The organism is Pseudoxanthomonas daejeonensis (assembly GCF_010093205.1).
Lineage (GTDB): Bacteria > Pseudomonadota > Gammaproteobacteria > Xanthomonadales > Xanthomonadaceae > Pseudoxanthomonas > Pseudoxanthomonas daejeonensis.
Genome location: NZ_PDWN01000001.1, coordinates 289,122 through 304,489 on the forward strand (window position 1 = coordinate 289,122; position 15,368 = coordinate 304,489).

At 70.5% G+C, this 15,368-nt stretch carries 13 protein-coding genes; 8 read left to right on the top strand and 5 right to left on the bottom strand.

All coding sequences use genetic code 11. From position 1 onward, the window contains the following. The first annotated feature begins 7 nt into the window (after positions 1 to 7). Entirely contained in the window at positions 8 to 865 is an 858-nt protein-coding gene (locus CSC65_RS01285; RefSeq protein ID WP_162408149.1) for an acid phosphatase, read from the top strand. Positions 866 to 1,331: 466 nt separating this feature from the next. Here CSC65_RS01285 and CSC65_RS01290 read toward each other — a convergent pair whose 3' ends face one another. The 3 genes from CSC65_RS01290 to CSC65_RS01300 form a co-directional block, all read right to left on the bottom strand. Beyond that, positions 1,332 to 1,649, bottom strand: a complete 318-nt coding sequence (locus tag CSC65_RS01290; protein WP_162408150.1) for a hypothetical protein — start codon at positions 1,647 to 1,649, stop codon at positions 1,332 to 1,334. 52 nt (positions 1,650 to 1,701) lie between these two features. Continuing rightward, complete coding sequence (locus CSC65_RS01295) at positions 1,702 to 2,262, bottom strand: cupin domain-containing protein (RefSeq protein ID WP_162408151.1); 561 nt, start codon at positions 2,260 to 2,262, stop codon at positions 1,702 to 1,704. Positions 2,263 to 2,368: 106 nt separating this feature from the next. Continuing rightward, positions 2,369 to 2,845, bottom strand: a complete 477-nt coding sequence (locus CSC65_RS01300) for an Lrp/AsnC family transcriptional regulator (protein WP_162408152.1) — start codon at positions 2,843 to 2,845, stop codon at positions 2,369 to 2,371. 124 nt (positions 2,846 to 2,969) lie between these two features. Between CSC65_RS01300 and phhA the strand changes: the two genes are divergently transcribed. Continuing rightward, entirely contained in the window at positions 2,970 to 3,866 is an 897-nt protein-coding gene (gene phhA, locus CSC65_RS01305; protein ID WP_162408153.1) for a phenylalanine 4-monooxygenase, read from the top strand. Between the two features lie 274 nt (positions 3,867 to 4,140). On the opposite strand, the gene CSC65_RS01310 is transcribed toward phhA, so the two are convergent. Beyond that, positions 4,141 to 5,568, bottom strand: coding sequence for an FAD/NAD(P)-binding protein (locus tag CSC65_RS01310; protein ID WP_162408154.1), 1,428 nt, complete (start codon positions 5,566 to 5,568; stop codon positions 4,141 to 4,143). A gap of 225 nt (positions 5,569 to 5,793) precedes the next feature. On the opposite strand from CSC65_RS01310, the gene CSC65_RS01315 reads away from it, so the two are divergent. The 3 genes from CSC65_RS01315 (at position 5,794) to CSC65_RS01325 (ending at position 10,222) form a co-directional block, all read left to right on the top strand. Then, positions 5,794 to 7,911 carry a TonB-dependent receptor family protein gene (locus CSC65_RS01315; protein WP_162408155.1) on the top strand — a complete coding sequence of 706 codons (2,118 nt, stop codon included), beginning with the start codon at positions 5,794 to 5,796 and terminating at the stop codon, positions 7,909 to 7,911. A 127-nt stretch (positions 7,912 to 8,038) separates the two neighbouring features. Next, the gene (locus CSC65_RS01320) at positions 8,039 to 8,866 is read left to right on the top strand and encodes a hypothetical protein (RefSeq protein WP_162408156.1); all 828 of its coding nucleotides are present in this window, start codon (positions 8,039 to 8,041) and stop codon (positions 8,864 to 8,866) included. A 153-nt stretch (positions 8,867 to 9,019) separates the two neighbouring features. Continuing rightward, positions 9,020 to 10,222: an amino acid aminotransferase gene (locus CSC65_RS01325; protein WP_162408157.1), complete on the top strand. Its 1,203-nt coding sequence runs from the start codon at positions 9,020 to 9,022 to the stop codon at positions 10,220 to 10,222. Positions 10,223 to 10,282: 60 nt separating this feature from the next. On the opposite strand, the gene CSC65_RS01330 is transcribed toward CSC65_RS01325, so the two are convergent. After that, positions 10,283 to 10,468 (bottom strand): hypothetical protein, encoded by a 186-nt coding sequence (locus tag CSC65_RS01330; RefSeq protein WP_162408158.1) that lies wholly within the window; start codon positions 10,466 to 10,468, stop codon positions 10,283 to 10,285. A 158-nt stretch (positions 10,469 to 10,626) separates the two neighbouring features. On the opposite strand from CSC65_RS01330, the gene ku reads away from it, so the two are divergent. From ku to CSC65_RS01345, 3 genes are all read left to right on the top strand, one after another. After that, positions 10,627 to 11,568 (top strand): non-homologous end joining protein Ku, encoded by a 942-nt coding sequence (gene ku, locus CSC65_RS01335; protein WP_162408159.1) that lies wholly within the window; start codon positions 10,627 to 10,629, stop codon positions 11,566 to 11,568. 6 nt (positions 11,569 to 11,574) lie between these two features. Further along, positions 11,575 to 14,172 (top strand): DNA ligase D, encoded by a 2,598-nt coding sequence (gene ligD / locus CSC65_RS01340; RefSeq protein WP_162408160.1) that lies wholly within the window; start codon positions 11,575 to 11,577, stop codon positions 14,170 to 14,172. An 85-nt stretch (positions 14,173 to 14,257) separates the two neighbouring features. Further along, positions 14,258 to 15,364 (top strand): sensor histidine kinase, encoded by a 1,107-nt coding sequence (locus CSC65_RS01345; protein WP_162408161.1) that lies wholly within the window; start codon positions 14,258 to 14,260, stop codon positions 15,362 to 15,364. Positions 15,365 to 15,368 lie beyond the last annotated feature (4 nt).

Sequence of the window (15,368 nt, forward strand, 5' to 3'; positions counted from 1 at the left end):
GATCCGGATGCCCCGCGCGAAGGCGCGGGCATTTCCCGCGCTGCTGGGCGCCCTGCTGCTGGCCGGCTGCACCAGTGCTCCTGCACCGCGCGCGGCGGAGGCGGCGCCCGCACCGGCAGCGGTGCCGGAAATCCGGCCCGGCGTCCCGGCCGGCTACCTGACCGCCGCCGCGATTCCCGACAGCCTCGCGCTGGTGCCGGCGCCGCCGGCGGCCGGAAGCGCGGCCCTGGCGCAGGACCATGCCGTGATGAAAGCCGCGCTGGCGTTGCGCGGCACGCCGCGTTTCCAGCAGGCCACGCAGGATGCCGACCTGGACTTTCCGTTCGCCGCCGGCACCTTCGCCTGCGCACTGGGCGTGGGCCTCGACGCCCAGCACACGCCGGCGACCGTGCGCCTGCTGCAACGCACGCTGATGGATGCGGCGATCTCCACCCGTGCCGCCAAGGAGCGCTACCAGCGCACGCGGCCGTTCGTGGAGAACGCCGCACCGACCTGCACCCCCAACGACGAAGCCGCATTGCGCGGCAATGGTTCCTATCCGTCCGGGCACGTCGCGATCGGCTGGACCTGGGCACTGGTGCTCTCGCAGGTCGCGCCCGAGCGCACCGACGCGCTGCTCGCGCGCGGACGCAACTTCGGCGAGAGCCGGCTGGTATGCAATGTCCACTGGCAGAGCGACATGCTGCAGGGACGCTTCATGGCCTCGGGCACGTTCGCGCGGCTGCAGGCCGATCCGGTCTTCCGCGCCGATGTAGCCGCAGCGACGAGGGAGCTGGCCGATGCCCGCGCGCAGGGCCTGCCCCCGGGGCGCGACTGTGCGGCCGAGGCCGCCGCGCTGGCGCAGCCGCTGCAGGGCGCGCTCTAGCCGGGCGACCCGTCACGGGTGATCGCCGCGGCGCAGGAAAGCCCTGCCCGGCATCGACGAAGTCGCAGCAGACGCTCCCGCAGGTGCGCTTGGTGCGGGCGCCCGGGTCGGGCGCAGGCCGTCATCCGGCCGGTGGCAAGGCGCAGTAGCGATCGAAGGCCTCGACGGTGTTGTCGAAACCCTTCGCCTGCGCCAGTTCCCACGGACGCTCGCACCGGGCGGTATGCCCGCACCAGCGGTAGCCCGCGGCAGGAAGACAGCCGTGCCCGTCGCGATCACCGCCGATGGGTCGTGGCGCCTCGGTCGCGGCCGGCGGCGCGGGCGCCACGGGCGGTGTGCCACATCCGCCCGCGAGCACGCCGGCTACCAGCATGGCGCCGGCAACCCACGGCTTCACCCGGGACCGGGCGAACATAGTTGGAGTCGCACCCATCGATTGCCCTCGCTTGTGCATGCGGCGCACCCGTCAGCCCTTCGGATCGGCGACCGAGATCGACGCGTGGCGCTCGCGGGCGCCACGGGCGATCCGGCACTCCACCTTCACGTCGCGGCCTTCCACGCGCAGGCGGCCCTCGACCGAAAGCGTGTTGCCGCGATCGCTGTATGACGCGCTCCACTGGTAGGTGGTCTCGCCGCGAGCGGTGTAGCGGGCTTCGGCCTCCTGCCGGCACCACGGCACCAGTTCGCTGGCCTGGTGGATCTCGCGCTCGTGGCTGTCCGGATCGTGGGCCAGCGCGGGCAGTGCAAGCCACAGCAGCAGTCCGGTGCCGATCACCTTGCGCATGGTCGCCTCCACGGGATGGTGTTCCCGCGATCTTATCGCCATGTCGGAGCTGTCACGGCGTCGCCGCACCCGATGGCGCTTCGGCCGGCTGCAGCCAGCGTCCATGGCGCATCGCCAGCTTGACCATTTCGTCCTGGAAGGCGGGGTCGCCCCGCTGGACAGTCTTGTGCAGCTCGGCGCGGTCGATGAAGAACTGTTCGAAGCCACCCGGCGTGATGGTGAGCAGCAACCGCACCGGCTGCGCGGTGCGATTGCCCTGCGCATGCGCGGCACCGGGCGGGATGGTGACGTAGGAGCCGGCCGGATAATCGCGCGTGCCTTCCGCGCTGCTCAGGGTGAGCGTGCCTTCGGCGACGTAGTAGCGCTCCTCCATCGCGTCGTGCCGGTGCCAGGGGGTCTGGTAGCCCGGACCCTCGACCAGCTCGATCACCGCGAAGCGACCGTCCTGCGATTCGGCGGGAACCAGCAGCCGGTAGACGCCGGCGTCGTAAGGCACCGGCGGCGTGGATTCGATCGTCCGCGCGGCCACCTGCGCCTGCGATTGCGCCGGTGTCGCAGCCTGGGCCATGGACGCCAGCAACATGGGCGCCAGTGCGGCGGCCAAGACGGTCATGCTCTTCATCGTGGCTCGCCCCTTCACAGTTGGTGTGACCAACGCGCATCGCATCCGTGCGCGGTCACCAGGTCCGGCCAGGACAGCGAGGGCCGGATCGCGTCCCTCAACCCGGCAATGGCAGTCCGCTGAAACCCTTCACCGTGCGCAGCACGAAGCTGGAGTTCACGTCGGCGACGCCTGAGGCGTTGAGCAACCGGTCCAGCAGGAAGCGCGAGAAGTGCTCGAGGTCGCGCACGTACACCTGCAGCAGGTAGTCCATGTCGCCGGTGAGCGCGTGGCAGGCCACCACTTCGTCCCAGTCCTGCACCGCCGCGATGAAGCGTTCGATCCCCGCGGCGCCGTGCTTTTCCAGCTGCACGCGGACGAAGGCCTGCAGGCCCAGGCCCAGCACCTGCGGATCCAGCCGCGCGCTGTAGCCGGCGACCACGCCGGTGGCCTCGAGCCGCTGGATCCTGCGCAGGCAGGCCGAGGGCGACAGGTTCACCTGCGCGGCCAGGTCGGCGTTGCTGGCGCGCCCTTCGCGTTGCAGCAAGGCCAGCAGGCGCAGGTCAGTGCGGTCGAACGTGGGTGCATCGGCCATTTGTTGCTCCGCAACATGTCTTTCGCGCAACAAGATTGCATCCAGAGCCAACATTGCTGCAACTTTGCAATCCTGTTGCGCCGCTTCCCCCCTAGGCTGGGACTCCACCGCAGGATCGACCGCCATGTCCGAAGCCGCCTCCCCGCGCCGCGTCGAACGCGAACAGACCGACAAGGGTTACGTCCCGGTCTACACCACCGCCGTGGTCGAGCAGCCGTGGCTGGACTACAGCGCCGATGACCACGCCACCTGGGGGACCCTGTACTCGCGCCAGCGCGAACTGCTGGCCGGGCGCGCGTGCGACGAGTTCCTCCAGGCGCAGGACGCGATGGGCATGGACGCGCATGCGATCCCGCGCTTCGAGCAGCTCAACGAGGTCCTCGGCGCGGCGACCGGCTGGACCCTGGTCGGCGTGGAAGGCCTGTTGCCCGAGCTCGACTTCTTCGAACACCTCGCCAACCGCCGCTTCCCGGTGACCTGGTGGATCCGCCGTCCCGAGCAGATCGACTACATCGCCGAGCCGGACCTGTTCCACGACCTGTTCGGCCACGTGCCCTTGCTGATGAACCCGATGTTCGCCGACTACATGCAGGCGTACGGCGCCGGTGGGGTGAAGGCGCACGCGATCGGCCCGGACGCGCTGCAGAACCTGACCCGCCTGTACTGGTACACGGTGGAGTTCGGCCTGATCCGCCAGGCCGATGGATTGCGCATCTATGGCGCCGGCATCGTCTCGTCCAAGGGCGAATCGCTGCACTCGCTGGAATCGGCCGCACCGAACCGGATCGGATTCGACCTGGAGCGGATCATGCGCACCCGCTACCGGATCGACACCTTCCAGAAGACCTACTTCGTGATCGACAGCTTCGAGCAGCTGATGGACGCGACCGCGCCGGACTTCACCCCGATCTACGCACGACTGGCGGCGCAGGACACCCTTCCGGCCGGCGGCATCCACGAAGCCGATCTCGTGTACCAGCGCGGCAGCGGCGAGGGCTGGTCCAGCGACGGGGACGTGTGACCGGGGACGGGACGCCTGGCGAGCCATCCTCGTCCCGTCGCGACTGATCCTGACGCCGTCCCTTCGCAACTGTCCCGCCGCCTGCCGCCCCGTTCCCGCTGCCCCTCGCGGCTGTCGTAGGAGCGGGCATGACCGCGACACCGAGGCGGCCACCAGATGCGATGCGTGGTTCCTGCTGGCATGGCCTGCACGCAGGAACGACGGCCGGTGGTTTTGGCTGTGTCGGTGTCGCGGTCATGCCCGCTCCTACGGGAAGAGCTGGCGCCTCGGCGGCCTAGCCGCCGGCGCCCGCCACTCGCAGCGCCGGCTCGCGCGCACGCGGTTGGTACGCTTTCGCCGCCACACCATTCCTGAGCAGCTGCTGTGCCAGCTGCCGCGCCGCCACGCGCAGTTCCGGCACCGCCGTGATCTCCCACAACTGCCCGCGCAGCAGCGGGCCGATGCAGTAGAGGCCGCGCACCGGCGCACCGTGCCGGTCCAGCGCCTCGAACTGGGCGGTCGCGCGCAGGCCCAGGCCGAGCGGATCGGCGCTGATCGTGCCGGCGTCGCGCAACTGCCCGACCAGCGGATGGCTGGTGCGCTCGATATCGGTATCCAGGCCGGTGGCGCGCACCAGCACGTCGTACTGTTCTGCGCTGGCATGCGCCTGGCCCCGGTCGCGGACCAGCACTTCCACGGCCGCTTCGCCCCGGCTCGCCCGCAGCAGGCGACCGGCGCGGATGCGCAGCTGCCCCTGCGCCTGCAGCGCCTGCAGCTCTTCATGCACGCTGGGCGCGATCCGGTGGCGGACGATCTCCCAGTAGGAGCGCAGGTGCCGCAGGAAGCGCCCGCGCTGTTCGTCGGGCAACGTCTTCCAGTAGCCCTGCAGGTAGGGACGCAATGCATCCACCAGGCCACGCCAGTCCGGCACGATCGGCGCGAGGCTGCGCAGCGCGCGCAGCAGCAGGGCGACATCGGCGCTGTTGAGCGCGTGCAGGACGGTCGGCGGCAGCGCGATCGCCGGCCCCGGTTCGGGCAGGTGCGGATGCGGCAGCAGGCCGTGGCGCGACAACGCGGTGATCGGGCCCTGGTGTCCGCGACGCAGCAGGGTGACCACGGTGTCGGCCATGGTCAGGCCGGTGCCGATGATCAGCACGCGCGCATCGTTGGGCACGCGTGCCAGCGCATCCTCGCCGCGCAGGTTGCGCTGCCACGGCCAGGCCACGTACCCGGGGTCCACGAGCAGGCGCGGCCCCACGCCCTGCAGCCGCTGCGGCGGCAGCGTGCCCACCGCCAGCACCACCTTGTCGGTGAGGAAGTCCGAACCGTCGGCCAGCGTCACCCGGAACGCCTCGCCTTCGCGGTCGATCGCCACCGCTTCCCGGGCGACCTGGTTGAAGCCGGCCAGCGAGACCTGCGCGGCCGACTGCAGGCGCGAGTACAGGTATTCGCCATAGACCAGCCGCGGCAGGAAGCTCTCCTCCGCGCGCCGGGTCAGGTTGAGCCAGCGCGCGAACTCGGCCGGCTGGTCCTGGGTTGCGCCCAGTTCGCGTGCTCGCACGTTGAGCAGGTGCTCCGGCCGGGCCTCGCCGTAGGCCACGCCGCGTCCGTAGCCGTCGGGCGTACCGACCAGGCACAGGTCCACGCCGGACGGCGCACAGCGCGCCAGTTCGGTGGCCAGCACGCTGCCGCTGAAACCTGCACCGATGATCGTGATCCGCATGTCCGCGCCCTCCTGCCTTTGCGAGGACGCAGTAGACCCGCGTCCTCGCCGGGACAGGTAAAGTGCGGGTTATCCGACGCACTTTCCATGGCAACCGTTCGGAAGATGCACATGGCCGATTGGAATGATGGTGATTGGTTCTGAGCCGTCGACTTCGCGTCGAGGTGATGCAGGACACGCGTGCGTGGACATCGGCTCACGTCCGCCCCGCTTACACTGCAAGACATGACTCCCCGGATCCGGCGCAACGCCGCCTGCGCGCTCCTTGCCGCCGTCCCTGCACTCGCGTGCGCCACCGATGGCGCCACGCCGTTGCCACGCGTGATGGTGACCGCCAGGATCGACTCGGCACCGGCCTTCGAACTGCCCGCCTCGCTCGACGCGATCGACCTGGTGGATTCGAAGCGGGCGCAGGTCAACCTGTCCGAAGTGCTCGGGGGCGTGCCCGGGGTGCTGGCGCGCGACCGCCAGAACTTCGCGCAGGACACCCAGCTTTCGATCCGCGGTTTCGGCGCGCGCTCGACCTTCGGCGTGCGCGGCGTGCGCCTGTATGCCGACGGGATCCCCGCGACCATGCCCGACGGGCAGGGCCAGCTGTCGCATTTCGCCCTGGCCGCCGGCGACCGGGTCGAGGTGATGCGCGGGCCGTTCTCCGCGCTGTACGGCAACTCCTCCGGCGGCGTGGTCCAGCTGTGGAGCGCCGACGGTACCGACCCGGTGCAGGCGGACTTCCGCGGCACCGCCGCACACTATGGAACCGTGTCCGCCAGCGCTCGCGTACGCGGGTTTGCCGGCGCCACCGGCTACCACCTGGCGGCATCGGCGTTCGATACCGACGGCTATCGCGAGCACAGCGCGGCACGGCGCGAGTCGGCCAACCTGAAGCTGCATCGGGACTTTGACGGCGGCGGCCGGCTGGAGCTGGTCGGCAACCATTTCAACGCACCGCATGCCCAGGATCCGCTGGGCTTGAACCGGGCACAGGTACGGGCCGATCCCCGCCAGGCCACCGCGGCCGCATTGCAGTTCGACACGCGCAAGTCGGTCGGCCAGGACCAGCTGGGCGCCAGCTGGCGGCAACCGCTGGGCCGGACCGGACAGTTGCGCGTGACCGGCCACGGTGGCGCCCGCGATGTGGTCCAGTACCTGGCGGTGCCGGTCGCCGCCCAGGCCAGCACGCTCAGTGGCGGCGGCGTGGTCGACCTGGACAGCACCTACGGCGGCATGGACGTGCGCGCGAGCTGGCAGGGCCAGGCCGGCGCCGGCACGCTCGAGTTCACCCTTGGCGCCAGCGCCGACCGCCAGCGCCAGCAGCGGCGCGGCTACGAGAACTTCGTCCGCGATGGCGGCGCCACCACGACCGGCGTGCGTGGCGCACTGCGCCGTGACCAGCGCGACGTGGTCGACAGCTTCGACCAGTACGCGCAGGCGTGGTGGGAGTTCGCCCCACGCTGGTCGCTCCAGGCCGGCGCGCGCCACAGCACGGTGCGGTTCCGTTCTACCGACCACTACGTCAATGCAGGCAACCCCGACGACAGCGGCGGGGTGGAGTACGCGCAGACCACGCCGGTGGCCGGCCTGGCCTTCGCGGTACACGAAGACCTGCGCCTGTACGCATCGGCCGGGCGCGGCTTCGAGACCCCGACCTTCAACGAGCTGGCCTACCGCGCCGATGGCGGCGCCGGGCTGGCATTCGACCTGCGCCCCGCAGTCAGCCGCAACCTCGAGTTCGGCATGAAGTGGCGCAAGGCCACCGGCGCGGCGCTGGAAGCGGCGCTGTTCCGCGCCGACACCGACGACGAACTGGCGGTCGCGCGCAACAGCGGCGGGCGCAGCAGCTATCGCAACGTCGGCCGTGCGCGTCGGCAGGGCGGCGAGCTCTCCGCACGCCTGCCGTTGGCGGACGCATGGTCGCTGCAGGTGGCCGCGACCTGGCTGGACGCGCACTTCCGCGACGCATTCCCGGTCTGTGCCGGCACCTGCGCCACGCCGAACGCGATGGTCGCCGCCGGCACCGGCATTCCCGGCGTTCCGCAGCGCTTCGGCCAGGTCCGCCTTCAATGGCAGGACGCAGCGTGGGAAGCGGCGCTGGAGACTTCCGCGGTCGGCGCGGTGCCGGTCGATGATCGCGGCACCGAATCGTCACCCGGTTATGGATTGCTGCACGTTGAAGCGGCGCGCACCTGGACGCCGGGACGCGGCCGCCTGCGCGGCTTCGCGCGCATCGACAACCTGCTGGACCGGCACTACATCGGGTCGGTGATCGTCAACGAAGCCAACGGCCGCTTCTACGAACCCGGCGCCGGTCGCAGCCTGCTGCTGGGCATCGAATGGCAGCCATGAGCCCGGCACCGCCACCACGCCGGCTCGGGCGCGCACGATCGCAGGTATAGTCGGCGCGCAAGCTGCTCCGCGGATCAACCGCGCCATCATCGCGGCTCCGCGGTCCCGCCACGGACCTGGGGATCCCATGCCATACGCGTCGCGTCGCACCAAGTGCATGCTGCTGGCCGCATTTTCGCTGTTGCCAGGCGCCGCCTCCGCCGTCGAACCGCTGGACACCTTCAGCGTCAGCATCGGCGGCTACGTCACCCGCTTCGACACCCGCGTGCGCGCCGACGGCGCGTCCTTCGACGGCACCCCCATCGACCTGTCGCGGGACCTCGGCCTGGACAAGGACGACACGATCGGCTTCCTCGGCGTGAGCTGGCGCCCCTTCGGCCGGCACGAGGTCGGCCTGCTGTATTTCCAGAACGGCGTGGAAAGCGAGAAGCGCCTGGAGCGCGACATCGTGTTCGAGGACCACCTCTACCAGGCCTCCGCCACCGTGCGTGGGCACTACGACGTGGATGCGGTCGAGGCCTACTACACCTGGTGGGGCTTCTCGGAGGAGACGTGGGCGCTGGGGCCGCGCGTGGGCCTGACCTGGTACCGGATCGAGCTGGGCATCGAACTGGAAGCGGACGTCAACGGCCGGCCGGTCGGCAGCGGCGGGCTGGAGGACGCCGTCAGCGCCGACCTGCCCGCGCCGACGCTGGGCGCCGCGTGGCGCTGGACCCCGGCCGAGGACTGGCGGATCGTCGCCGACGCCGGCTGGTTCTCCACCGAGATCAACGGGATCGACGGCGACGTCACCTACGTGCGAACTGGCCTGGAGTGGTTCCCGCGGGATCGGATCGGCGTGCTGCTGGACTACACCCTGAGCAACATCAACGCGCGCACCGATCGCGACGCGTTCACCGGCCACCTGGAACTGCGCAACAGCGGCCTGCGCCTGGGCGCGATCTACCGGTTCTGACACACGCCCGGTGGCCATGGGGCTCGGTCACAGGGGAAACGGTCGAGGCCGCGACAGTGGCCTGATAGCATTGCGCGTGCGGTTCGCGCCCCTTTCCGCCCTGCATCACGCGGGCGCCGACATGCCTCCCCCTAACGAAAACAGAGCCAAGCCGTGTCCTTCTTCTCGAACGTCGAACTGGTACCGGGCGATCCGATCCTGGGCCTGACCGAGGCCTACAACGCCGACTCCCGCACCACCAAGGTCAACCTGGGCGTTGGCATCTACTACGACGAGCAGGGGCGCATCCCGCTGCTCAAGGCGGTGCAGCAGGTCGAGCAGTCGCTCGCCGCCGCCGCCCGCCCGCGCGGTTACCTGCCGATCGACGGCCTGCCGGCGTACACCCAGGCCACCCGGGAGCTCCTGTTCGGCAAGGATTCGCCCCTGCTGGCGGCGGGCCGCGTGGCCACCACCCAGACCGTGGGCGGCAGCGGCGCGCTGCGCGTGGGCGCCGAGCTGCTGCGCAAGCTGCTGCCGCACGCCACCGTGGCGCTGAGCAACCCGAGCTGGGAGAACCACCGCGCGGTGTTCGGCGCGGCCGGCTTCGAGGTGATGGACTACACCTACTTCGACGCGGCCAGCCATGGCCTGGATTTCGCCGGCATGCTCGCCGACCTGGGCAAGCTGCAACCGGGCACCACCGTGCTGCTGCATGCGTGCTGCCACAACCCGACCGGCGCCGACCTGAGCGTGGCGCAATGGAAGCAGGTCGCCGTGCTGCTCAAGGAACGGCAGCTGTTCCCGTTCGTCGACATGGCCTACCAGGGCTTCGACAAGGGCATCGCCGAGGACGCCGCCGCGATCGGAATCCTGGTCGACGCCGGCATCGACAGCTTCGTCGTCGCCAGCTCCTATTCCAAGTCGTTCTCGCTGTACGGCGAGCGCGTGGGCGCGCTGTCGATCGTCGCGCCGACCGCCGACGAGGCCAAGGCCGTGCAGTCGCAGATCAAGCGCATCATCCGCACCATCTACTCCAGCCCGTCGGCGCACGGCGCCTCGCTGGTGGCCGGCGTGCTGACCAGCCCGGAACTGCGTGCGGTGTGGGAAGCGGAACTGACCGGCATGCGCGAGCGCATCCACGCCCTGCGCGATGGACTGGTCCACAACCTGGCCGCGCTTGGCCATCCGGAGTTCGAATTCATCCGCCGCCAGGCCGGCATGTTCTCGTACTCGGGCCTGAGCAAGGCCCAGGTCGACCGGCTGCGCGACGAGTTCGGCATCTACGCGGTGGGCACCGGCCGCATCTGCGTGGCCGCGCTCAACCAGGGCAACCTGGAATACGTGGCCAAGGCAGTGGCCGCGGTGAGCCGCGGCTGACGCGCGCCGTCGCCGCCCCGGAACCCGGCTCCGGTCGGGTTTTTTTTTGCTCCTGCCCGCCTACTTCGGATCGGGCAGCTTGGCCGGCACGAAGGGCGACACCGGGTCGCTGGCCGGGAACGTCTCTTCCAGCGCCTCGTCCTGGTTGCGGCTTTCGTGCTGCTTGCGCACCTTGCGCTGCAGTTCGGTTTCCTCGGCCGGGGTGCAGCCCGGTTCGGGGGGATCCTTGCGGTCTCGCGTGGCCATGGCCGATGCCTCGCCGGTTGAAGCGGCCATGCTCGCGCCGGCCGCGGAAAGGGCGCGTGATCCGGTGGTGATGCCATCGTGAGGCGCTGTTCCGCCATCACGATCGCCTGACACCGGGCGTGAAACGCTGCGCTCCCGTCGCGACGCGAGAACCCGCCATGGCCCGACCGATCTGGACCGGCACCCTGTCCTTCGGCCTGCTCAACGTGCCGGTCTCGCTGATGTCGGGCGAGCGCAGGACAGACCTGCACTTCCGCATGCTCGACTCGCGCGACCGCAAGCCGGTCCGCTACGAGCGGGTCAACGCCGAGACCGGCGAAGAGGTTCCGTGGAAGGAGATCGTCAAGGCCTACGAGTACGACAAGGGCAGCTACGTCGTGCTGGAAGAGGCGGACATCAAGGCGGCCGCGCCGGAGAGCCACGAGACGGTGGAGGTCGAGACCTTCATCGATGCGGCGGACATCGACCCGCGCTACTACGAGAAGCCCTACGTACTTGTTCCGGCGAAGAAGGCCGAGAAGGGCTACGTGCTGCTGCGCGAGACCCTGCGCAACAGCAAGCGCGCGGGCATCGCCCGGGTGGTGATCCGCACCCGCGAGTACCTGGCTGCCGTGCTGCCGCAGGGCGATGCGCTGGTGCTGATGCTTTTGCGCTACCCGCAGGAGCTGGTCGACCCGGCCGACTATCCGCTGCCGGCCGGCAAGGCATCCGACTACCGGCTCAGCCCGAAGGAACTGCAGATGGCCGAGCAGCTGATCGACTCGATGAGCGGCAAGTGGGTGCCGGACGACTACAAGGACGAATTCCGCGACCGGCTGCAGGCGATCATCCGCAAGCGGATCAAGGGCAAGGGCAACACCACCGAATTCGAAGACGCGGACGAGCCCGAAGAAGAAGCGGCCACCAACGTGGTGGACTTCATGTCGCTGCTGAAGCAGAGCCTGGACGCCAAGAAACGCACGCCCGCCAGGAAGCCTGCGGCGACGCCGGCGAAGGCCGCAGCGAAGGCCGCCAAGGCGCCAGCGAAGAAGGCCGCGCGCAAGACGGCCACGAAGAAGGCTCCCGCCAGGAAGACCACGGCCAGGCGCAAGACCGGGTAAGCGCCGATGTCGTTGCACGATTACGACCGCAAGCGCGATTTCGCCGCCACGCCGGAACCGCGCGGCGGCGCGCGCGGACGCGGCGCGGCGCGGCGGCCCATCTTCGTCGTGCAGCTGCACCACGCGTCCAGTCGCCACTACGATTTCCGGCTGGAAGCCGATGGCGTGCTCAAGAGCTGGGCGGTTCCCAAGGGCCCGTCGCTGCGCCCCGGCGAGAAGCGCCTTGCCGTGCAGGTCGAGGACCACCCGCTGGACTATGCGGGGTTCCAGGGCGACATCCCGGAAGGCCACTACGGCGCAGGCCACGTCGACCTGTTCGACCGGGGTACCTGGGTGATCGAGGGCGATCCGCTGCTGGCGATCGCCAGCGGCAAGCTCGACTTCGAGTTGCACGGCGGCAAGCTGAAGGGCGCGTGGAAACTGGTACGGACCGGGAAGCAGGCACGGCAGCCGCAGTGGCTGCTGATCAAGCGAAGCGATGCCCACGCCGCCGATACCGAAGCGGACGACCTGGTCGGCCAGCCTTCGGCCCGGACCCGTGGCGCACGCGGCACGGCGAAACCCCGCACGGCGGCGACGCGCAGCACGCCCTCCGCGCAGCGCGGCCAGCCGCGGCACAAGACGCCGCGACGGCAGGACGCCCTCTGGCATCGTCGCGCCCTGGCCCTGCCGGGCGCGCGCGATCACCCGCATCCGCCAGGCTTCGCGCCGGAACTGTGCACGCTGCGCAGCGCGGCGCCGGCCGGTGACGGCTGGCTGCACGAGATCAAGTGGGACGGTTACCGCCTGCTCGCCGAGGTGGTCGATGGCGTGGTGAAGCTGCGCTCGCGCAACGACCTGGACTGGACGGACCGCGTGCCCGGGGTGGCGCGTGCGGTCGCGGCGCTGCCGGTATCGGATGTGCGCCTGGACGGCGAGCTGGTGGTGCTGGACGCGCGCGGCAGCAGCGACTTCTCCGCGCTCCAGCGCGTGCTCGAGGGCAGTTCGCGGCAACCGCTGCGCTACGTCGTGTTCGACCTTCCCGGGTTGGCCGGCGTGGACCTGGCGGATGCGCCGCTGCTGGAGCGCAAGCAGCTCTTGAAGCAGTTGCTGGGCGACGAGGTCGGCACCCTCGCCTACAGCGACCATGTGGTGGGACATGGCGCGGAGGTGTTTGCCGCCAGCGGCAAGGCCGGTTTCGAGGGCATCATCAGCAAGCGCGTGGATGCCCGCTACGCCGCTGGCCGCAGCCAGGACTGGATCAAGGTCAAGCACGAGCAGGGCGACGAATTCGTGGTGGTCGGCTACACCAAGCCCAAGGGCGCGCGCGCGCATTTCGGTTCGCTGCTGCTGGCCCGGCCCGAGGCCGGCGGCCTGCGCTATGTCGGCCGTGTGGGCAGCGGCCTCGATGACGCCGCGCTGCGCGACATGTACCGGCGCATGCGCGCACTGGCGACGGACACGGCGAGCGTGGACTTGCCCGCGCACGTGCCGCTGAGCGTGCGCAACGTGCAGTGGGTGCGGCCGCAACTGGTGGTGGAGGTGGCGTTTCGTGGCTGGGCCAAGGAAGGCCTGCTGCGCCAGGCCAGCTTCCGCAAGCTTCGGGAGGACAAACGCATGGCCGATCTCACCACACCAGGCGCATCGGCTTCGACGCGCACGGGCGCCAGGCCCAAGCGGTCGAAGACCTCGCCGGAGAAGCCGGCGAAGGCGCCTGGCAGGACAGCGCGCACCTCGCCCCGGAATGCGACGAAGGCGCCGCCGAAGGATGCGGTAACCATCACCCACCCCGAGCGGGTGGTGTTTCCCGCCGATGGCCTGACCAAGGGCGACGTCGCCGCCTACTATCGGGCCATCGCGCCCTGGTTGTTGCGCGACGTCGCGCGACGGCCCCTGTCGCTGGTGCGCTGCCCGGACGGCGTGGCGGGCGAATGCTTCTTCCAGAAGCACCACGGCGCCGGTTTCGGCGAGGCGGTGCACGCGTTGCCGCTGCGGCAGAAGAGCGGGGTGGAAGACTACGTCTGGATCGACGACGACGCGGGCCTGCTGCAACTGGTGCAGATGAACGTGCTGGAGTTCCACCCCTGGGGCTCGACGGTGGACGATCCCGAACACGCCGACCGGCTCGTGTTCGACCTGGATCCGGGCGACGGTGTGACCTGGAAGCAGGTGCGCGCAGGCGCACGCGAGGTGCGCGCGCGCCTGCGCGAGGCGGGGCTGGAAGGCTTCCTGCGCATGAGCGGCGGCAAGGGCCTGCATGTGGTGGTTCCGCTGGTGCCGGCCTCGCCCTGGGAGCAGGCGCGCGATTTCTGCGAGGCGTTCGCCCGCGCGATGGAAGCCCACGCACCGGAACGGTGGCTGGCCAGCGCGCGCAAGTCGCAGCGGCAGGGACGCATCTTCCTGGACTGGCTGCGCAACACCCGCGGCGCGACCAGCGTGGCCAGCTGGTCGCTGCGTGCACGCGAGCATGCGACCGTCGCCGTGCCCCTGCGCTGGGAGGAGCTGTCGCGCGTCGCCGGCCCGGGCGAATTCACCCTGGACAAGGCGCGGCAGCGAGCCGCGCGGCTGCGCAAGGATCCGTGGGATGGCATCGACCGCCTGCGCCAGGCCCTGCCGGAGGGCTGACCCGCGCGGCGCACGCCGGGTGCCGGAAGTCACTTCCTGATCGCCGGCCATTGCCAGGCGCGCGCCACCACCGGAGCATGCGCGCATGCGCCAGATGCTCCGGACCCTCCTGCAACCGCTCCCGCTCGCCGGGCTGCTGACCCTGCTCACCGTCGGCTATTCGCTGCGCTTCGTCGATCCCGCGCAGCGCCTTCCCGCGGCCGTGCTGCTGGGTTTCTTCCTGGTGCTGTTCCTGGTGCTGCAGCTGCTGCCCGAGCACCGGCGCATTCCGCAGCACCTGGTCCTGGTGGCGATGCCGCTGGTCGCGATGGCTCTCAATGCGTTCTCCGGCAAGGTCGGCACCGCCCAGGTCCTGCTGGTGATCTGGGCCGCCTGCCTGTTCGCGATATGGCCACTACGCGCGGCCATCGCCGCCGGACTGCTGGCCAATGCGGGCTTCTACCTCCTGGTGCGTCGATCCGGCTTCGACTCGCCGCTGTCGATGGTGCTGATCAACATGGGCTTCCAGGGGCTTGCGGCCATCTGCGTGCACTACGCCCGCTCGGCCGAGGGGTCGCGCGACGCGCTGGCCCGGGTCAACGCCGACCTGCTGGCCACCCGGGCCCTGCTCGCCGACAGCGCGCGCGATGCCGAGCGCCTGCGCGTGGCCCGCGAGCTGCACGACGTCGCCGGGCACAAGCTCACCGCCATGCGCCTGAACCTGCGCGTGCTGGTCGCCGATCCGGCGCTGGGCGGGCGCGAGGAACTGCGCATCGCCGAATCCCTGTCCGGCGAGCTGCTGGCCGACATCCGCCAGGTCGTGCAGTCGCTGCGCGATGACCGTGGCCTGGACCTGGCCACCGCCCTGCGCGCGCTCGCCGCCCCCTTCCCGCGCCCGGCGCTGCAACTCACAATCGCACCCGGAGTCCGGGTCACCGATCCAGCCGTGGCCGAAACCGTACTGCGGCTGGCGCAGGAGGCCCTGACCAACACAGCGCGGCACGCCGGTGCGGACCGGGTATGGCTGCGGATCGAAACAGAGGACCAGCGTTTGCGCATCGACATCCACGACGACGGCCAGTGCGGCGCGCAGATCCGCGAGGGCAACGGCATGTCCGGCATGCGCGAGCGGCTTGCTGCCCTGGACGGCACCCTCGAGGTCGGGCGCACCGCCGAGGGCGGCCTGCGCCTGCGGGCCCTGCTCCCGGCATGAGCAC